This is a genomic window from Sphingopyxis sp. SE2 (genome assembly GCF_032227185.1).
Lineage (GTDB): Bacteria > Pseudomonadota > Alphaproteobacteria > Sphingomonadales > Sphingomonadaceae > Sphingopyxis.
The window spans coordinates 3,475,499-3,494,429 of sequence record NZ_JAPMXW010000001.1 but is presented as its reverse complement, the minus strand read 5'-3'; the positions used below and the strand labels follow the sequence as shown (position 1 = coordinate 3,494,429).

General features: G+C 60.1%; 19 protein-coding genes and 2 tRNA genes. 10 read left to right on the top strand and 11 right to left on the bottom strand.

Annotated elements, in window-relative coordinates; translation table 11 throughout:
* Nucleotides 1-154: 154 nt before the first annotated feature.
* Entirely contained in the window at nt 155-1,069 is a 915-nt protein-coding gene (locus OVY29_RS16845) for a LysR substrate-binding domain-containing protein (protein ID WP_313911756.1), read from the bottom strand.
* Nucleotides 1,070-1,342: 273 nt separating this feature from the next.
* Between OVY29_RS16845 and OVY29_RS16840 the strand changes: the two genes are divergently transcribed.
* From OVY29_RS16840 to OVY29_RS16825, 4 genes are all read left to right on the top strand, one after another.
* A complete protein-coding gene (locus OVY29_RS16840; protein WP_313911755.1) occupies nt 1,343-2,038 on the top strand; it encodes a type 1 glutamine amidotransferase domain-containing protein in 696 nt (231 codons plus the stop codon).
* Between the two features lie 248 nt (nt 2,039-2,286).
* Nucleotides 2,287-2,766, top strand: coding sequence for an Hsp20 family protein (locus OVY29_RS16835; protein ID WP_313911754.1), 480 nt, complete (start codon nt 2,287-2,289; stop codon nt 2,764-2,766).
* A gap of 88 nt (nt 2,767-2,854) precedes the next feature.
* A complete protein-coding gene (locus OVY29_RS16830; RefSeq protein ID WP_313911753.1) occupies nt 2,855-3,376 on the top strand; it encodes an Hsp20/alpha crystallin family protein in 522 nt (173 codons plus the stop codon).
* A 49-nt stretch (nt 3,377-3,425) separates the two neighbouring features.
* Nucleotides 3,426-3,881, top strand: coding sequence for an NADH dehydrogenase ubiquinone Fe-S protein 4 (locus OVY29_RS16825; RefSeq protein ID WP_313911752.1), 456 nt, complete (start codon nt 3,426-3,428; stop codon nt 3,879-3,881).
* Here OVY29_RS16825 and OVY29_RS16820 read toward each other — a convergent pair.
* Both OVY29_RS16820 and OVY29_RS16815 read right to left on the bottom strand, forming a co-directional pair.
* Entirely contained in the window at nt 3,865-4,134 is a 270-nt protein-coding gene (locus tag OVY29_RS16820) for an usg protein (RefSeq protein WP_313911751.1), read from the bottom strand. The genes OVY29_RS16825 and OVY29_RS16820 overlap by 17 nt on opposite strands.
* Complete coding sequence (locus tag OVY29_RS16815) at nt 4,131-4,367, bottom strand: hypothetical protein (RefSeq protein WP_313911750.1); 237 nt, start codon at nt 4,365-4,367, stop codon at nt 4,131-4,133. Before OVY29_RS16815 ends, OVY29_RS16820 begins: the two co-directional genes overlap by 4 nt.
* A 260-nt stretch (nt 4,368-4,627) precedes the next feature.
* On the opposite strand from OVY29_RS16815, the gene groES reads away from it, so the two are divergent.
* From groES to OVY29_RS16800, 3 genes are all read left to right on the top strand, one after another.
* Complete coding sequence (gene groES / locus OVY29_RS16810; protein WP_313911749.1) at nt 4,628-4,942, top strand: co-chaperone GroES; 315 nt, start codon at nt 4,628-4,630, stop codon at nt 4,940-4,942.
* 49 nt (nt 4,943-4,991) lie between these two features.
* Nucleotides 4,992-6,611, top strand: a complete 1,620-nt coding sequence (groL, locus tag OVY29_RS16805) for a chaperonin GroEL (RefSeq protein WP_313911748.1) — start codon at nt 4,992-4,994, stop codon at nt 6,609-6,611.
* 74 nt (nt 6,612-6,685) lie between these two features.
* Complete coding sequence (locus tag OVY29_RS16800; protein ID WP_313911747.1) at nt 6,686-6,868, top strand: hypothetical protein; 183 nt, start codon at nt 6,686-6,688, stop codon at nt 6,866-6,868.
* Nucleotides 6,869-6,930: 62 nt separating this feature from the next.
* Here OVY29_RS16800 and prfH read toward each other — a convergent pair whose 3' ends face one another.
* Genes prfH through OVY29_RS16785 form a run of 3 tightly spaced genes read right to left on the bottom strand, consistent with a single transcriptional unit; the run spans nt 6,931 to nt 9,139 of the window.
* Nucleotides 6,931-7,557, bottom strand: a complete 627-nt coding sequence (gene prfH / locus OVY29_RS16795) for a peptide chain release factor H (protein WP_313911746.1) — start codon at nt 7,555-7,557, stop codon at nt 6,931-6,933.
* Complete coding sequence (locus OVY29_RS16790) at nt 7,554-8,657, bottom strand: RNA ligase RtcB family protein (protein ID WP_313911745.1); 1,104 nt, start codon at nt 8,655-8,657, stop codon at nt 7,554-7,556. Before OVY29_RS16790 ends, prfH begins: the two co-directional genes overlap by 4 nt.
* Complete coding sequence (locus OVY29_RS16785) at nt 8,654-9,139, bottom strand: hypothetical protein (RefSeq protein ID WP_313911744.1); 486 nt, start codon at nt 9,137-9,139, stop codon at nt 8,654-8,656. Before OVY29_RS16785 ends, OVY29_RS16790 begins: the two co-directional genes overlap by 4 nt.
* A 542-nt stretch (nt 9,140-9,681) precedes the next feature.
* Between OVY29_RS16785 and OVY29_RS16780 the strand changes: the two genes are divergently transcribed.
* Nucleotides 9,682-10,578, top strand: a complete 897-nt coding sequence (locus OVY29_RS16780; RefSeq protein ID WP_313911743.1) for an energy transducer TonB — start codon at nt 9,682-9,684, stop codon at nt 10,576-10,578.
* Between the two features lie 205 nt (nt 10,579-10,783).
* Here OVY29_RS16780 and OVY29_RS16775 read toward each other — a convergent pair whose 3' ends face one another.
* A complete protein-coding gene (locus OVY29_RS16775) occupies nt 10,784-11,470 on the bottom strand; it encodes a hypothetical protein (RefSeq protein ID WP_313911742.1) in 687 nt (228 codons plus the stop codon).
* Nucleotides 11,467-12,363, bottom strand: a complete 897-nt coding sequence (locus OVY29_RS16770) for a hypothetical protein (protein ID WP_313911741.1) — start codon at nt 12,361-12,363, stop codon at nt 11,467-11,469. The genes OVY29_RS16775 and OVY29_RS16770 overlap by 4 nt, the downstream gene beginning before the upstream one ends.
* A 565-nt stretch (nt 12,364-12,928) precedes the next feature.
* Here OVY29_RS16770 and OVY29_RS16765 point away from each other — a divergent pair.
* Nucleotides 12,929-16,243, top strand: coding sequence for a P-loop NTPase fold protein (locus tag OVY29_RS16765; RefSeq protein WP_313911740.1), 3,315 nt, complete (start codon nt 12,929-12,931; stop codon nt 16,241-16,243).
* Nucleotides 16,244-16,705: 462 nt separating this feature from the next.
* Complete coding sequence (locus OVY29_RS16760; protein WP_313911739.1) at nt 16,706-16,942, top strand: AlpA family transcriptional regulator; 237 nt, start codon at nt 16,706-16,708, stop codon at nt 16,940-16,942.
* Between the two features lie 387 nt (nt 16,943-17,329).
* On the opposite strand, the gene OVY29_RS16755 is transcribed toward OVY29_RS16760, so the two are convergent.
* From OVY29_RS16755 to OVY29_RS16745, 3 genes are all read right to left on the bottom strand, one after another.
* Complete coding sequence (locus tag OVY29_RS16755) at nt 17,330-18,562, bottom strand: phage integrase central domain-containing protein (protein WP_313911738.1); 1,233 nt, start codon at nt 18,560-18,562, stop codon at nt 17,330-17,332.
* 163 nt (nt 18,563-18,725) lie between these two features.
* Nucleotides 18,726-18,800 (bottom strand) — tRNA-Glu (locus OVY29_RS16750).
* Nucleotides 18,801-18,850: 50 nt separating this feature from the next.
* A tRNA-Glu gene (locus OVY29_RS16745) sits at nt 18,851-18,926 on the bottom strand.
* Nucleotides 18,927-18,931 lie beyond the last annotated feature (5 nt).

Sequence of the window (18,931 nt, the reverse complement as noted above, 5' to 3'; positions counted from 1 at the left end):
TCCATTCCTTGAGGCCGGTCGGAACCACTGGTGGTCTCGATTGGCATGGGTTCGGTCTAAGCCTCACCAAAATGAAAGCCCGACCGTTTGGCCGGTAGCGGCCGTTCCGCTTTCAGCGCCAGAGCATGGAAAGCCGTCACCACTCCCGCCCCACTCAAACGTCTGAGCCACCATCCACGCCTGCCGCACGTGCGGAGACCAGCCGGTCGATGTTCCGGAGGAAAGCAGCCAAGACGGGTGACGGGTTGTCGGCGCGATAGCCGGCCGCGACTTCGATCACCGGTCCATTCCCGGTAAGAGGTCGGCTGACCAAGGAGGCAGGAAGCAAGGCTTCCACATACGCGGGCAGCAGGGTGACCCCTCTGGTCGAAGCAACGAGAGAAATCCCGGTCGCATAGCCATCGAGGAAATGGCTGGGCGCCATGGTCAGCCCGCGATCTTCGAAATAGCGCTCGACAATCCCGCGCAGCACATGCGGGGTGTCGGAATAACCGACAAAAGATAGGGGATCGATCTCGCGCGGATCGATCTCGGCTCGGGAAGCCAGCGCATGTTCGCGGGGCAAGATCACCACGATCGGTTCGTGCGCGATGATTTTGTAGGTCACATCAGGCTGCGGCTCGATACGCGAGAAGCCGAGGTCGATGTCACCGCTCTGCACCGCGGCGCCGATCGCGGGAGAGAAGTCGCTCGTGACCCGAAAATCGGTCGTCCGCAGCTCATCGCTTAGCACGCTCGTGATGTGGCGCAGCCACTCCACCTCATGTCCCGTAAGAAAACCCACGGCAAAGCTGGCCTTTGCGGGCCGGGCGGTACGCCGTGCAGCTGAAACCGCCTCGCGCGCCTGAGCAAGCGCAAGGCGGGCATGATCGAGGAATGCCTTCCCTGCAGGGGTGAGCACGACGCCGCGCGAGCCGCGGACAAAGAGCGGTGTGCCGACCTCAGCCTCCAGGTCCCGCAACTGACGGCTGAGCGACGGCTGCGATGTGTGAAGGCGCGTCTCCGCCGCCTCGGTAAGGCTACCGGTCTCCGCCACGGCGACGAAGTAGCGAAGGTGACGCAGTTCCATCTTACCATGCTTTCTAGGCATGGAAGCCCAAGATGCAAAGTCTTTGTAGTCCCGAGCTCCAAGGCGTATTTGGTGCCTACCGAGACGATAAGGACCTGCCTCAAAGGTCTGACCAACGGCAATCATCCAAGCAGGCATAAGCGTGCGGAGCGTGCTTCGTACGGCGAGGTCCTGCGCGCCTGCCCGGTCGTTCGTCGCGGATGATGCGACTCCTCCCGGCATGGAGCTCACGGGAGCCAAGCATCTCAACGCAAAATTTGTTGGAGAAAAGCGATGACCAAGATCCTGATTGTCCTGTCTGCCGCGGATACCTGGACCCGCGCAGACGGCTCGAAATATGAAAGCGGCGTCTGGGCCGAAGAATTTGTCGTCATGGACGAGAAGTTCATTGCCGAGGGCTGCACCGTCGACATTGCGACGCCCGGCGGCGTTGCGCCGACGATCGATCAGCACAGCATGAACCCGGATGTGGTTGGCCAAGCGAACGTCGATCACTTCCGCAGCTATCTCGACGCGATTGCCGAAAGGCTGGCGACCCCCCTCGTCCTCGCCGACGTCGACGGCCGCCACTATGATGCCATCGTCATCCCCGGCGGGCATGGTCCCGTCGAGGACCTGTACAAGGATCCCGACATGGGCCGCATCCTTCTCGAAGCCGATCGGGCTGGCATCCTCATTGCGCCGGTCTGTCATGGCCAGGCAGCTCTGCTCGCCACGCGCGGGCCCGATGGAAGCTGGCCGTTCGCCGGACGTGCGATGACCTCGTTCAGCGACGAGGAAGAGGTCGAGCTGGGCACCGCCGACAACGCCCCCTGGCTGCTCGCCGACACTCTGCGCAAGTCCGGCGCGCGCTATGAGAAGGGTCCGAACTGGGGCGCCTATGTCGTGCGCGACGGCAATCTCCTCACGGGCCAGAATCCGGCCTCGAGCGAACCACTCGCCGAAGCGGTATTGGCAGCGCTGCGCTGAACGATCTTCGCAACGGGGTCGGCTCCATGCCGACCCCGCATTCGCTTGTGGCCGGTTGGAGACTGGCCGCTTTCTGGGACAAAATCCGGTGAAAGCAGCCGTGATCAGAGGCCCTTGAATCCAGATTAGGGGTTCCTAGTTTTTTCTTGCCGGACGCCAGGCTCGGGTCCGGTTGGACATGGAGAGCGTCGGCTCTTCGCTACCGGCGCATCTCATGCCCGAATTGCTTCGAGAAGGAGGATTTGGAAATGAGAAGCAACTTCGACTTCACGCCCTATCGGCGTTCCACGGTCGGCTTCGACCGTCTTTTCGACCTGCTCGAGACCGGCACGCGCGGCGACGCATCCGACGGCTACCCGCCCTTCGACATCGTCAGGGACGGCGAGGACAGCTACCGGATCACACTCGCGGTCGCCGGTTTCCGCCCCGACGAGATCGAGGTGATCGCGCAGCAGAATCAGCTCACCGTCACCGGCAAACGCGCCGAGGAGGACGGCAAGGGCCGGTATCTGCATCGCGGTATCGCCGCGCGCGACTTCGAACGGCGCTTCCAGCTGGCCGATTTCATCGAGGTCGGCGAGGCGGGCTTCGACAACGGTCTGCTTTCGATCGCGCTGAAGCGCGTCGTCCCCGAGGCGATGAAACCGCGCAAGATTGCGATCGGCGGCGGCACATCCGCGCCCGGGCAGATCGAATCGCGCAAGGAGAAGGCGACCGAATCCGCCTGATCCCGCACAAATGAACGGCCCTCCGGCGCCGCCCGTTCCGGGCGGGCCGGTCGGCCATTCCCATTCAGCCAGAAAGGAGATGATCATCATGGCACTTCGTGATCTCATTCCCTGGAGCCGGCAGGAAAACCGGCTCCCTGTTCCGGTCAGCCCGGAGCGCGACCCGGAATATGACGCGCATCCGCTGCTGTCGCTTCACCGTGAGGTGAACCGGCTCTTCGACGATGTCTTGCGCGGTTTCGGCGTTCCGGCCTTCGGCGGTCTCGGTCGCAATGGCGGCTGGCCGCATGTCGAGTTCAGCGAGACCGACAAAGAGATCCGCGTCACCGCCGAGCTGCCCGGTCTCGATGAAAAGGACGTCGAGATCAGCGTCGAGGAAGGCGTGCTGGCCCTCCGCGGCGAGAAGCGCGCCGAGATCGAGGACAAGGATCGCGGCTATTCGGAGCGGAGCTATGGCCGCTTCGAGCGGAGGATCGGTCTGCCGCAGGGCATCGACCGCGAGCACGCGAACGCCACGTTCAGGAATGGCGTGCTCGCTGTCACGCTTCCCAAGACGGAGGCGGCGAAGCAGAATGTGCGCCGCATCCCCGTCAATGGCAAGGCGGCCTGACGGCGCGGCCCGGGATATCCATCCCGGGCCGGTCGCCAACGACAATCGCATGCGACGTGCAACGTTCGGCGCCTTGCCCGATGATGCGGTTGCGATCGTCGAACCCGTTCCCCCGAGCCCGGCCACATCGGGCCGCGCGCACCGCAACCGCTGGCGCGTGCGCTTTGCACCGCGATGGGGATCGTCGGCCGATCCGCTGACCGGCTGGACCGGCGGCGGCGATCCGCTTGGGACGATCGAATTGCGTTTCGCCAACCGGGAATTCGCGGAAGCCTATTGCCGGCGGATCGGCATAGCCTTCGAGCGCCGCTATGCGCCACCGGAGCTGCCGCGCGTACCAATGCTCCCGCCGGTCGAGGCCCCGCCGCTATGCTGCTGGCCGACAGGACCGCATGCTCTTTGCTGCGGACGATATCCGCTTCTGGAGCAATGGGTGGCAGAAAATGACGGCGACGCGCGGCGCGTTTCGTGGCGCGCCGCCGTGCCGCTCACTGGATCGGGATGACGCCATCGACCGCGCGCCACTCCGTCGGTCGGATCAGCCGCTCGTGCGCGATCCGGACCGAGTGGAGCGCGGCCTCGATCTCGCGCCGCCAGTGGTCGAGAAAATCGAACAGCACCGGAAAGTCGGGCGCGAGATCATATTCCTGCCAGACGAACAGTTGCAGCAGCGACGGATGATCGGGCCGGTAATAATGGATTTCGGCCGTGGTCAGGCCATAGCCCTGCAATAGCCGGGCCAGCGCGGGATCGCTCATGGGGCAGCGGGGCGCTCCTGGCCGCCCTGATCGAGCGTCCGAAGCGCCGCCAGCACATCGTCAACCGGAACGGCGCGTTTCGCGCCGGGCGGCTTGCGGAGCGCGGGCTTGTTGCGGACCGCGGCGCGGTCCGAGGCCCAGGATGCAAGGAGGGCGCGCTTGACCTCGGGCTCAAGGCTCGGGTGACGCGCCACGTCGAAGGGATGAAGAAAACGGGAAAATGGCTCGGACATGATCGTGCCTCCTTCCTTGTCGCCATTCCTTTCTCGTCGTGCGGCGAGGTGCCGCGGGAACAGATTTTGGGAGCGAAGCGAGTCGAGTCAAGAGGTGTCAGGTCGTTGATAAGGGGCATTAGTTTCTTGCGCGAGCTGCCATCGAAAAATTTTCGCCGACCCTCTTGAAGCGAAAAAATCCGCTTCCTAGCTCATCGGCGCCGCGCGTCCCGGACAGGCGCGCCGGTTTATCATATCGTTATGCAACATGGAGGTTATGCATGCATTTCCGTCCCTTGCACGACCGTGTGGTCGTCCGCCGCATCGAAGCCGAGGAGAAGACCTCGGGCGGCATCATCATCCCCGACGCCGCCAAGGAAAAGCCGCAGGAGGGCGAAGTCGTCGCCGTCGGTCCGGGTGCCCGCGCCGAGGACGGCACGGTCACCGCGCTCGACGTTCAGGCCGGCGACCGCGTCCTGTTCGGCAAATGGTCGGGCACCGAGGTGCGCATCGACGGCGAGGATTTGCTCATCATGAAGGAGAGCGACATCCTCGGCGTGATCGAACAGACCGAAGCCCTCAAGAAGGCCGCGTAAGGCCACATCATCCAGCAACCTGAAAGGAATATGAAAAGGAGGTATCGAAATGGCTGCCAAGGAAGTGAAATTTGCGTCGGACGCGCGTGATCGCATGCTGCGCGGCGTGGATACGCTTGCGAATGCAGTGAAGGTCACGCTGGGGCCCAAGGGCCGCAACGTCGTGATCGAGAAAAGCTTCGGCGCGCCGCGCATCACCAAGGACGGCGTCACCGTCGCCAAGGAAATCGAGCTTGCCGACAAGTTCGAGAATATGGGCGCGCAGATGCTGCGCGAGGTCGCGTCGAAGCAGAACGACAAGGCCGGCGACGGCACGACGACCGCGACCGTGCTCGCGCAGGCGATCGTCCGCGAAGGCTCGAAGGCGGTCGCCGCGGGCATGAACCCGATGGACGTCAAGCGCGGCATCGATCTCGCTGTGAACACCGTCGTCGAGGATCTCAAGGTCCACGCCAAGTCGGTCGAGGCGAACAGCGAGATCGCACAGGTCGCGACGATCTCGGCGAACGGCGACGAAGAGGTCGGCAAGATCCTCGCCGAGGCGATGGAGACGGTCGGCAACGAGGGCGTGATCACCGTCGAGGAAGCCAAGAGCCTCGCGACTGAGCTCGAAACTGTCGAAGGCATGCAGTTCGACCGCGGTTACTTGAGCCCCTATTTCATCACCAATGCCGAGAAGCTGAAGGTCGAGCTCGACGATCCTTACATCCTTATCCACGAGAAGAAGCTCTCGAACCTGCAGGCGATGCTCCCGCTGCTCGAAAGCGTCGTCCAGTCGGGTCGGCCGCTGCTCATCATCGCCGAGGATGTCGAGGGTGACGCGCTCGCGACGCTCGTCGTCAATCGTCTCCGCGGCGGTCTCAAGGTCGCGGCCGTCAAGGCGCCGGGCTTCGGCGACCGCCGCAAGGCGATGCTCGAGGATATCGCGGTGCTTACCGGCGGCAATGTCGTGAGCGAGGAACTCGGCATCAAGCTCGAGAGCGTCACGATCAACATGCTCGGACGCGCCAAGAAGGTCGTCATCGACAAGGACAATACGACGATCGTCGACGGCGTCGGCTCGAAATCCGATATCGATGGCCGGGTCGCGCAGATCCGCCAGCAGATCGAGACGACCACAAGCGATTACGACCGCGAAAAGCTGCAGGAGCGGCTTGCCAAGCTTGCCGGCGGCGTCGCGGTGATCCGCGTCGGCGGCGCGACCGAGGTCGAGGTGAAGGAGCGCAAGGATCGCGTCGACGACGCGCTGCACGCGACGCGCGCGGCGGTCGAAGAAGGTATTCTTCCAGGCGGCGGCATAGCGCTGCTCCGCTCGCTGAAGGCGCTCGATGGCTTGAAGGCGGCGAACGACGACCAGCAGTCGGGCATCGACATCGTCCGCCGCGCGCTCCGCGCACCGGCGCGCCAGATCGCCGACAATGCCGGCGAGGACGGCGCGTGGATCGTCGGCAAGCTGCTCGAGAGCGAGGAGTATGGCTGGGGCTTCAATGCCGCGACCGGGAAATATGAAGACCTTGTAAAAGCCGGCGTGATCGACCCCGCGAAGGTCGTGCGCACCGCGCTGCAGGATGCGGCGTCGGTCGCCTCGCTGCTGATCACCACCGAAGCGCTCGTCGCCGAGCTGCCGAAGGAAGAGAAGGCCGCGCCGATGCCGACGATGGACTTCTGACGATCGGAGGGCGGCGGGACGAACCGCCGCCCTCACCCTTGTGACGAATTGCAGGAGAATATGGGAGATCGGCTATGCCCTTTTCCGGTCAGAGCGTTCGAGCCTGTTCGGCGCAGCTGAAGTTGTTGCACGGCAAGGAGGCCGAGCTTCGCGTCGCGCGGCAGGTCCGCTGGGCGCAGACCCGCGGCAACGAGCAAGAGATCGCCTTCTGGGACGCGGTGCTCGAGGATCTAGGGCGGAAGGGTTCACATCATTGATGGCCGAAAGCGGAATGACAGCTTTCGGCCAGGAGACCGAGTAAGCTGACATCCCGTTTACGTCATTTCGATCGTTTGAGCTTGAAGTCTGAACCGACGTAGGTCCTGACCGGATTACCGCGCTCAAGTTGCCGATTGCGATCCCATCCTTCCTTCCGGGCATTTCGCTTCTCATCGTCCCGGCGCTCGATCAACATCAGCGCAAGCTTGATGCGGGCGAGCTTTCGGTTGGCGTGTTGTGACCGTTGGTCCTGCACGGTTGTGACAAGCCCGGTCGGCACATGCGTCGCCCGGATGGCGCTATCCGTTTTATTTACATGCTGCCCGCCCGGGCCTGACGCACGCATCGACTGATAGCGAACATCTTCTTCCCGTAACTCGCCGATCTCCTCGATCGGCGGGATCAATGTCGAACCCACAAACCAGTTGCGCCTTTTGTGATTGGGCCGAAACGGGCTCGTTCCCGTCCACAATATGGTTCCGCTTCTTTGGGCAGAGAATTGCTGAGCATTGGGGCCGGTAATGCGCAGCAGCAGCGATGCAGGATCGGCCACCGCCGGTTCGAGCAATTCGCAGTCGCAGCCCATGCTCGCTGCCTCCTTGGAATAGATGCGCGCAAGCTGCGCAATTTCCCAACGGCACTCCTCTGGTCCTTGGCCGGAAGAAAGGTGCAGGATGATTTCCGTCATGCGCGCCTCGTTTTGTAGCTAAGTAGCGGGCGCAAACTTGCGATGACGCGGACTAGCCCCGCATCCTTGAGGTCGTGGATGACCACGCCAATATCCTTGTAGGCTTCAGGTGCTTCTTCGAAAATCAGGCGGCGATCTTCGCAAATCACCCGTCCTCCAAGAGCCGTTCTCTCGAGTTCAGCCGGGCGAAATCGCTTAGACAACCTGCCGTGGGCATCGTTGCGGCTCCATTTTCGACCAGCGCCATGCGCGAGCGAGAATAGAGCCTGTTCGCCTTCCTCGGTCACAGGTTCGACCAGATAGCTGAAATCACCGCGCGATCCCGGAATGACCACCAATCCCTTATCGGCTGGCGCGGCTCCTTTACGATGAAGCCAGCCGCCCTTGTGCGGCGTGACGCTGTTGTGGCAGATGTCGAGGCGCCGCCGGGCGTCCAAGCCGAGCTTTTCGCAGAAGCGCCGCGCTATGATCTCGCGGTTGAGCGTCGCCCAACCAATCGCATGATCGTGCGCCACGAGGTAGTCCGCTCCTTCTTCGCTTGCCGCCGCCGCCGCAACCAGTTTGCGGCGCATCCATTTGTCCAGAACCGCCTGACCGAGGCCACGCGAGCCACTATGGACCATCAACCAGATTGCGTCGGCGCGAAAGCCCAATGCTTCGAACCGCTCCTTGTCGACAATCTGTTCAATGCGCTGGAATTCGGCGAAATGGTTGCCGCCGCCGATCGTGCCGAGGGCGCCGCCGCCCTGTTCCGAATGCAGACCTGCCCGAGACAGCGCATTGGCCACATCACCGTCCCACGGCTCGTCCAGCCCCCGAAGCTTCCGCTCGACTGCATCGAGCTTAAACTTACGCGCGGGCTGCTCAGTCTCCCACAACCCCATTCCGCAGCCGATGTCGCTTCCGACAAGGTGGGGAAATATCATGTCGGGCGACCAAAAGGCCGCGCCGACAGCAATTCCCCGGCCAGCATGCAGATCGGGCAAACCGACAATACGGGAAATGCCCGGTAGCCGCGCAGTCTGCGCAAGCTGATCGAGCGCGAGCGGGTCCATCCGGCCGATGTCCGATGAAATGATCCTGATCGCAGCTTCTGTCATGCGACACCCCCGTTCCCGTCGCAGCCAGCCGCTATTTCCTTCGGTAGATCGGCCCAATCCTTGAGGATGCCGTCGCGTGGATCGACAAAGAAATCACGGCGGCGAGACCAGCGGCGAGGCCGACCCAGCACTTCGCCTTGAAACATCCATTCGCCATGCCGCCCGACGGACACTCGGGTTGCGACGATGTCGTCCAGGTGCAGCCTGACATGCATTTTCACAGTGCTGCCGGTGTCAAGCTGCGCACAAATTTCGCTGAACACATCATCCCAACGAGCGCCCCGCCTGCTTCGCAGGAATCGGACGAGCGGCTGAAGATTCTCATTGAGCGACTTGGTATAGGCGGCTTCGCACTTCGCGTGCTTTTTCAGCCCGATGAATTTGCAGTTCGGATCTCGATCTCTCTTCAGTTTGACCGGAGGAGCGTGGCCAGCGCCCCAACGCGGACGCTCGACGATGACTTTAAACATGTCAGACCGCATGGTGCGTCTCCCCGAAATCGAGGAAAGACTGGACCGTAAGGTAAAACGTAAGAAGGTCAGCGGCAGGAAGGCCGCGCGATCGGTTCAGGCGAGCAAGGTCGCCCGATAGGAAATTGCCCATGCAATTTGTCCCTGACTATTCTGGAATTCGAAAAATGTAGCGTTGCGGACGGATGCTGCTCGCATGATTCTCTCCTTTCCAGTTCAGGAACGACGCCGGGATTGACGAGGGGCCCAATACATAGTCTGGACCGTGAGCTCAAGCCCCTAACCAAGGACAAGATGAGCAACGGACGCAGGCACCAAATGGTCGATTTGGACGCAGATGTCCGGATTGCTGTCAGGCCGCTTTCAGTCGCAGCTTTGAAAAGTGGACAAGGCGCGCTTCCTGTCGCAGCCCCCGGCCAAGCCGCCTCGCTGCTGCGGGAAGCCTCACGCTAAAAATGCCATATACCGCAGTAAAGAATAGCGAAAATACCGACTTACTGTTAGCTAGCTCGCGTGCTCAACTTTGGGCGACAAATTCCCGACGGGGTCCTATCATGCTGCGCTTCTCGACAGTAACCGGATGGCTGGCGGCCTTCATTCTCACGCCGGTTGCAATCGCAGCAGAACCGCTCCGCTTGGCGCCATCATCGAACTGGCACGTGAACTATGCTGACGATAGCTGTCGGCTAGCGCGTTCATTTGGTACCGGCGAAGAAGAAGTTGTCCTCGTTCTCGACCGATTCAGACCGGGTCCCAAGGTTAACATGACGCTTGTCGGCCGTCCGGTGGATGTGCGCAGCGACGTTCGCAAAGTCATGCTTCGCTTTGGCCCGCACGATGCCGAATTCGAGAAGCGGTTTGCACCCGGCACGCTCGACAATGGAAAAGCAGCGCTCGTCGTCGGAGGTAGCCTCTGGATTACGGGCTATAACCCTGTCGAGGCAGCCTTGGAAGATGATGGAACGCCTCGCGAATCAAAGCTGATCGATCCCGCGCTTTACTCGGCGATCCGCTTTCTCGAAGTGCGCATTTCCGGAAAGCGGCCAATTATATTGGAAACCGGTTCGATGTTAGCTCCGGAACAGGCGCTGACGGCCTGCAACGATGATCTGCTTAATGCTTGGGGCATTGACCCCAAGGCTGACAAGACCTTGTCGCGTCGCGTGATCCCGGCCAGCGATCCCCGGGAGTGGATGAGGAGCAGCGACTATCCGCCGAGGATGAGATCTCTGGGCTATCAAGGGCTGGTGCATTTCCGCTTGGTCGTCGATGATCGCGGAATGCCGAAAAGCTGTCATATCCAGCTATCGACCCGGCCAAAGGATTTTGACGACGCAGTGTGCAAGAAGATCATGGCGCGCGCACGTTTCCAGCCGGCGCTGGATGCGGAAGGAAAGCCGGTCGTATCCTATTATACGAACAGCGCTCGCTTCTCTATTCCGACGAGTTAGCGATCGCAGGGCGTCGACCAACCGGCTCAAACTTCGTTTATGTGCCGCGAATGGCCGTTAGCCGCCTGTCCGCTGTTGGTCAGACAGTTCGGGTAGCAGACGTCCCCCACACACAGTCGCTTCAAAGAATGCGAACTCGCGGGCCAGGAAGATCACTACAACTGTATCACGAGCTACGCTGCGTTACCGCCCCGCGAGACGTTGACTAACATGCCTTATTGAAGCCCCGGTATACCTCGCGAGTGTATGCCGCGTAGAACTTGATGAACCGGATGAATAGGCCGAGCGCGAGCACTCCAGCACAGACCGCGAGCAGAACGTCAATCCGGTCACCGGTACGACACGCTAGGATCGTGAGGAGCACGGTGGCTATCAGGCTGGCAAAGGATACATTGCGGCATAAACCGTACTGATTAAGGAAGCTGTCCATCCTAGAAGCCGAGTCTGGAATCGACCGCGCGGGACTAAAGGCGCACTGAAAAGCGGCGTCCGCCTGAATGCTCGGCTCCGTAACGTTAAGCGCTCGCGCCAGTTTAGTGACGATCTCCGCGCGATAATCCGGAGGGAAAGGCTCGTACTCTCGAGCGCCGACGAAGGTCCCAAAGCAACGCTCCCGAAGGCGTTGAGGCTGAAGGCCGAGGATGATCGCTGAGGGTTCACGCAGCACGCGATTGGCGATCAAGTGCTCAAAGATGGCTGAGGAGGGGATCGCGACAATGTGGCCGATGAGGTACGCTATCGCCGCCCAAAACACCACGATGACAACTTTCCAATCCGTGTGGCTTGCAAGCGTTGAACCCATTAAAGCGCGGTCAGCCGCAGCCAGCACAACCATTCCGGAAGTGAGATAGGCGTAGAACTCATAACTGGTGAGCGGGAACCAGTCTTTCATAGGGTGTACTCGGTCTCGACGGTGAAACTGCCTACATACCCCTCGAAGGCCGAGTGCCCCTCATCGGTGAGCTTCTTGTGCGAGTAGCCCTCCTTTGAGGCGTAGACGTGTACCTTGTCGTCCACGAGATCAAAGGTGAGATCGCCCGCCTTGTTTTGCGTAAAAATGTTGTAGCCGGTGTAGTAGTTGAGGTGCCGCGACGGTGCCTCGCCGATGATGATGAACTGAGGGTCCAGCTTCTCCAACCAGCTGTTCGGAATCTTCCCGGAATCGCGACCGTGGTGAGCCGCTACCACGACGGTGGTTTTTTGCAGATTAATCGAGTCGGTGATGTTCTCCATAAAATCGGTTTCCAAGTCACCGAGCCACATGAAGCTGGCGCCACCATTCAGGCTGTAACGGATGACCGCCGATGTGTTGTTGAGGCTCTCGCCGGCATCACACGAAGCTAGAGCTTCCTTAAAGTGCTCGTTTTCTGTGTCCGGCCAGAGGATGTTGATACCGGCTGAGCCTCGGCCGTCGCCTTCCTTGTTCATCCACTTCCGAGTGCAGCCCTTGGATATGTGGAAGGCCTTATCGGCGTCCCGCAGTTTGCAGTAGCGCTTGAAGGATTCAGTCTCGGGATCCTTGATAGCCTGGTTCTTGACGCAGTAGAAATTGATGATCGGCATCGCGTCATCGAGCCGTTCGATCCCGCCAAAGTGGTCTTGGTCCGGGTGCGTGCAGATAAAGCGGCTGATGCCCTTGTCAGCCGACTGCGCCTTTAGCTCCTCGATGATCCGATCCGCGTTCTCGTCGTTCAGATTGCAGTCAATTATCGAGAAGTTGTCACTACCATGCCTAATGTAGAACATGTCGCCGTGCCCCACGGCGAAGCTCTTGATGACCGACATGAGAATTCCTCTGTTTCGAATGTAGAAAGCTATGTAGCCTCCACCTGATCGATTGCAAATTACGAGAATCGAATTATGAATAGAACAGGTGGCCCGGTTAATTTTTTATACGGCAGACTGTCGACATGTTCCAGAATTTCCGCCGTTCCAACCTCGTAAATTTACGGCAACTTTTAAGCCGATCAGCCGTGAAGCGGTGACGGCGGATAACTAAAATGGGCCGGTTGCGGTTAGTCTGCTCGTTGCTGGAAGAAGAGGAAAGTCGTCCCTCGATCCAAGCCATCCCGCGTGCCCGAGCAAGGGGCGTGCGTGGATCTAAGCTATTTCCTGTTCAACTCACATCAGAAAAATGCGTGCTTTCCATATAAATGGTCTCCGGCATCGAGCCGGAATGGACCAGGTCTGCTGGCGAGATGACAATTGAACGACACTTGAAGCTTGCCAGCGGGAAGACCATTTCATAGCTCGGTGTCGGGGGGCATCCAGAATAATAACAAATGGATGCGGTTGGCGTCACAGATATTTCGCCATCCCCGACGCAGCGATACTTCGCGACGGGGGTAAGATGGAAGAAGCTGAAGAAGATCTGAAGTTCATCATAGATGAACCTGCTGAGGTCGATTTTTTCGATACGCATTCGCCCGTAGCGGCGGCGATATCGCACGCAATCGTTCGAAATCCGCAACTTAAGATCATCGGCCTCCTCGGGCGGTGGGGAAGCGGAAAATCGACCATCGTTCGTGATGTCAACGAGCAGCTCAGGAAAGCCGACAAGAATTTTCTGATGTTCACTTACGATGCCTGGCTGCATCAGAACGACCCGCTGCGGCGCTCGTTTTTCGAATCGCTCGTAACTTTTCTGGCGGATCGCACGCCAATCGATCGCGAGAAATGGGACAGGAAGGTCAAGATCCTGTCGGGCTCAATTCGCGAGACGAACCAGTATGACACACCTGTCCTCACGGGCGAGGCGAAGCTCTTCTTCCTTTGTGCCGCCGCTTTCGCCTTCGGACTTTCGTTTCTGAGCCTCGAGACGTTCCAGGACGGGATGGGGGCGACTACGACCGGCGCCGGCTTCTTCACGCTTTGCCTTGCGATGTTGCTCATTCTGGGCCCGGTAGCTGTCTGGACGTATCGTTGGTTGCTCGAGATGGAGAGCGGGAAGCGATCACCCTTTTTGCCGGCGCTCATTTTTAACAAGAACCTCGGCCATGTTCACAGCCTGACCTACCAACCCGTTGACGCGACTTCCATCGAGTTCGGCAAGGAGTTCCGGGCTCTGATGCGCGAGATCAAGACACATGACGTCCGGCTGATCATCGTCATCGACAATATGGATCGCATCGACGACGAAGAGGCCATGAAGATCTGGGCTAGCGCCCGCAGCTTCTTCCTGTCCGCAGGCGATGACAATCATATCGATTTCGAGCCCTATCATCCGACCGTAATTCTTCCGGTCGATGCGAAATCAATTTCGCAGATGTTCGCGGTCGGTACCGACCCTGAGCAGGGGCGGCGGCTTGCCCGCTCGTTTATCAACAAGACGTTCGATGTCACCTTCGACGTGCCGACCCCGGTCATGTCCGATTGGAAACGCTACCTTGTCGACAAGATGAAATATTGCCTCGGCTCCGAATATAGCGACGTGCGCGCCTTTCGGACCCGGCAGTTTCTCGATGTCTGGTTCGCCGAAAAGAAAATCGCGGTCACGCCACGCGAAATCAACAAGATACTCAATCATATGGTCGCGTTGCTCATCCGTTGCCGCGCTCGCCCCGTCACCTTCGAAACTCTAGCCTATTATTCGATCAACAGCGACTGGATTGCAGACGAGATCGAAAAGGAAGTGTCGCGCGAATACCACCCCGCCGCGCGCTACAGCGACGATTGGGCCCGCGAGATCGCGGCATTGCATTTCGGGGTGGGCGTCGACGATGCCGGCCAGGTATTGATGACGGCACCGATTCAGCGCGCGATCGTGGAGTATGAACCATACTATCTCGAGCCATACCGGAAGGTCGTCGGCTATGGCGACATCTTTGAGCTGGTCACCGCCAATCTCCCTCAGGGCGAAAATAGCGCCGCACCCCTCTTCGAGATCGTGACCAACGCGGCCCGATTGCTCGCGATCGAGACGGAGGACCAGCCATGGCGTCCCGCCGCTTGGCGCAATCTAGCTCGCGCCTTCGCGGACGCAGAAACTGCAGTGCCGCTTGAAGGGCTTCATGACCGAATGGCGCCATTGTTTGATCACATTGGCGGGGACGATGCGTCGGCTCTGGCAGGCCGCGCGATCCGAATGCTCGATAATATTGTGTCGACGTCGGAACTAAATCACGGGGCGTTCAAGGAAATGGGGCCGTTCGGGAGCGCCATTGTCAAATATGGCGCCGCGCAAAAACTCACGAATATATGGTTCGATGTGAGTGGCGATGCCGCACGCTACGTAAGAGTTCTTTCCGGTCTGCGGCCCTATCCCACCGTCCAGCGGCGGATGCGGAGCGAAACCGATCACGAGCTGATCGTGGCCGAACTCTCGAGGCGCCTGAGCGAGAATGCCGCACCGGCTTCGGTTCCCGATCTGCTTCCCCTACTGGCGGGAAAGGAGGCGGAGGATATCATCGGCAGTTCGCTGGACGGGCTCGACCCGCTCTTTGGAGTGGCGGAAGCAACGGTGCGGAGCCAGACCGGCGAGGGCGATGCTTTCCGCGCCGCGGTCCGGACGCTGGGCTTACCGGTCGGAAGTGCGGAGACGCGCCACGCCGCGCTCGAACGGCTTGGCAACGAGAATATATTCACGGGGCAATTGAGCGCGGCGGCTGGAAGCGGCGATGGCAATGCTGTTGCCGTCATGGCGGCGGCGATGATCTGGAAGCAGCTCGATTTCCATTCGCCGGTCGGAGATAGCTGGCCAGCCTTTCTGCAAAAATATCCTTCCGCGCCCGAACGCATCAATCTGGTCATCGATGATATTGCGGAGCCACGCGAGGAGTCCGCGATTGATATCCTCATGAAAAGCTTCGACGACCAGATGAAGCCGCGGAATCTCGTTCGGGCTCTAATGGCAGACCGCATTCGCCGCCGGGCGCTCGGGCCACTCAACCCAAGCAAAATCCTGCGTAATATGGTCTTCTATTCTCGGATGATCGAGACCTCGGCGCTTCAGGAAGAGTTTGTCGCACTCGTATCCGGTTACATGAATGTCTGGAATAACGTACAGACGGGGGCGTGGACCAATGGCCTTTATCAATCCGCCCTACTTCTCAGGAAGAAGGGCGGAGACAAGGCCGAGCGCATTCACCGCGAACTTGTCGAGAAGGCTCAAAACTCTTCAGTCGAGGAATGGACTAAAGCGCTATTGGAGAGCGCGGAGCCCTTCCGTATTGCTACGAAGCTGCTCACGCCTGCCGAACTCAAGCTTGGAACGGGATCGGCGCTAGCGAAAGCTCTCGGTGCCAATGCCTCGGCCGTCGCCGGGACAACCAAGCGTGTGGCACGATGGTTTGCGCTGGCTGAATTCCTGACGGCACCGGCACGCCGAAAGGCATGTGAGGAGATGGCCAAAGCCCTCGGTGAGCTTCCACCGATGATCCGGCTTCGGGTATTGAAGGCGGGCGGGCGCCGCTTCTTTGTCGATGCTGCATTTGTGAAGCGGCCCGATGAATGCATCGAACTGATTATCCTTCCGCTTACTCGCTCTGAAAAGGGTCGGCATTGGCTCAAGGACCATGTGGGGCCGCTTCGAAAGGTCGTCGACAATGCAAGCGAGGCCAGCCGGGCGAAGCTCGGTTTGCTGGTGAAGGAAAGCCGCAGAACGGCGAGTGGTGAGCGCTCAGACTGGGGCGCGCTGGCAGCTCGAAGCTGGGGGTTCAAGGACTGACGAAGGAGTGGTCGTTGGCTAAGGTTCGCTTTCCCGAAATCGCGGCCTGCAACGTCATCTTCAGCTCAAAGGACTCGATAGTAGTTTAGCGCTGGCGGACGTCCGCTATCAGTTCTCAATCGAACTGCAGCTCAATGTCCGACATGAGGCGCAATCATGCCTTTCACCTACGCATTGAAGAGCGCGCATTTCAGCGAACAACGCCCGAGTCGAACTCAGTTTTCGCACTGCGATCTCACCGCGTTGCACCAGCAAGCTGTCATCGCATCCGTCGCCGGGACGGCATGGGAAAAATATTTCGCGACGCTACCGCACGCTACCGGACTCCCACGGACGCCAAGCACCCCGTTGCCCCCCGAAACGACCCAAGGCGCACTGAAGAGACAGTTGTGCGCAGCCTGAAAATCACCAATTCTGTAACCAGGGAGCGTCGCTAGCAGTCAGGCAAAGGAAGCATATCCCATGCTTAATACCGAACGAATTGTACGTCTCAAGACCGTCCTTTCGCGCACCGGGCTTTCGCGCTCGACCATATATCGCAAGATCGCCGAGGGCACATTTCCTGTCCAAGTGCAGATCAGCGTTCATGGTGCGGGCTGGTACGAATCTTCCATAAACCGATGGATTGCCGATCCGGCCGGCTACCGCGCCGAGAATGACAACCCCATGATCGATGACGGGCCATATGAAGACGGATGAGACGCGCCATTCACGTCCCCTCACGGCGGAGAACGACAATTCGCTAGACCCTGCTGCCGTTGACGCGGCCTTGACGCGCGTCGCTGAAGCAATCGGACGCCACATCGCGCGCGAGCATATCCGCGAACGGAAAGCCTCGAACGAGAACGATCCTCCGTAAAAGCGTGTCTAGAACAGACCTTCCGCCGGAGGGACCGGCTCTGGTTATCGGATGGAGCGTCTGCTTTCGAGCGAAGCGAGCTAGGGCGCGGCGAGCGCGAGATTGACGTAAGATCGTCGCGCGCCTCTTACGCGAGTTCGCGGACAGCAAAAGCCCGATGGTCATTGTAGGAGATTCCCACGCCCACGGCCTTGTGGACTCCGCAGGCCGCGTTGGGCAGAGCTGGGTTAGTCCCCGACCATCACCTTTTGGAAATCGCCCTTGATGACTTTCGCGCCGTCGCGGAGGAAATCGAGATGGTCGGACCAATGCTGCATCATGCGAACGCGCTCGTCCCAATATTCTCCTCGCGTATAGGCGCGGCGCACCGCGTTGTTGTCGCAATGAGCGAGCTGCCGCTCGATCGCGTCGGGATGCCACTGTCCCATTTCATTGAGAAGCGTCGCCGCAGTTGCACGAAAGCCGTGGCCGGTCATTTCGTCTTGGGCAAAGCCCATGCGTCGGAGCGCGGCGTTGATCGTATTCTCCGACATCGGCCGATCGGTTGAGCGAAGGGACGGAAACAAGAACGGGCTGTAGCTCGCATCGTGCTCGATCGAGCTCAGAATCTCTATCGCCTGCCGCGACAGGGGGATAGCATGCGGCCTGCGCATTTTCGTCTTGTGCGGCGGGATCAGCCAGATCGCTTTCTCCAGATCGAGGTCGGCCCACTCGGCGTGCCTAAGCTCGCCTGGGCGCACAAAGACGTGCGGGAGCAAGCGGAGAGCCACCTTGGTGTTCGCATGCCCCTCGAAGACTTCTATGGCGCGCAGGAGGCCACCTACGCCCTTGGGGTCGGTAATCGCTGGCCGGTGAACCGGTTGAGGCGCTATCAGCGCGCCGCGCAAATCGGCAGCGACATCGCGGTCGGCGCGGGCGGTGGCAATCGCATAGCGAAAAATCTGCGAACAGGTGCTGCGCAGTCGCTTTGCCGTCTCGTAGCGGCCTTTGCTCTCCATCTTTCGTAGGACCACGAGAAGTTCCTGTGCCGAGATCGACGCGATAGGTCGCTTTCCGATCGAGCCGTTGAGGAAGGTGGTGAGCCATCGCAGCTTCTTCATCGTGACTGCCGATCGGTTCTCACGCTCTGCCTTCGCGAGCCACTCTTCGGCGATCGCCTGAAAGCTGTTCGCCGCTGCGACCGTTGCAGCGATCCGGTCGAGCTTGATCCGCTCACCCGGATCCTCGTCGCGGGCGAGGAGCTTGCGCGCTGCATCCCTTTGCGCACGCGCATCGGCCAGCCCAGTATCCGGCCAGACGCCGAAGGAGAGGGTCTTTTGCTTGCCTAGAAAACGGTAGTTCATGCGCCAGTAGCGCGAACCATTGGGCATGACCGCGAGGTACAGCCCGTCCCCATCGGTAAGCTTGTAGGGCTTGTGCCGCCCTTTGGCGGATTTAATTGCAATGGCCGTGAGCGCCATGATGGTATCTCCCGATTCGGGAGCGGCGTCATGCCATCATATCTACCATCGAAATGTTGGTATGGAGTGGTATCCAGCCGCTCTGTTTGAGACGACTATACCAGAAAAATCCGCGGAAAACAGCCATTTATGAGACTGCTTGAAACCCTCTGAGAGAGAGTTTTGGTGACCCCTACGGGAATCGAACCCGTGTTTCAGCCGTGAGAGGGCCGCGTCCTGACCGCTAGACGAAGGGGCCTTGGGTCGGAGATTTTGCTGGAGAAAGGAGCCGACCGCTCCTGTGACCGATGGTGACCCCTACGGGACTCGAACCCGTGTTTTCGCCGTGAAAGGGCGACGTCCTAGACCGCTAGACGAAGGGGCCGTCTG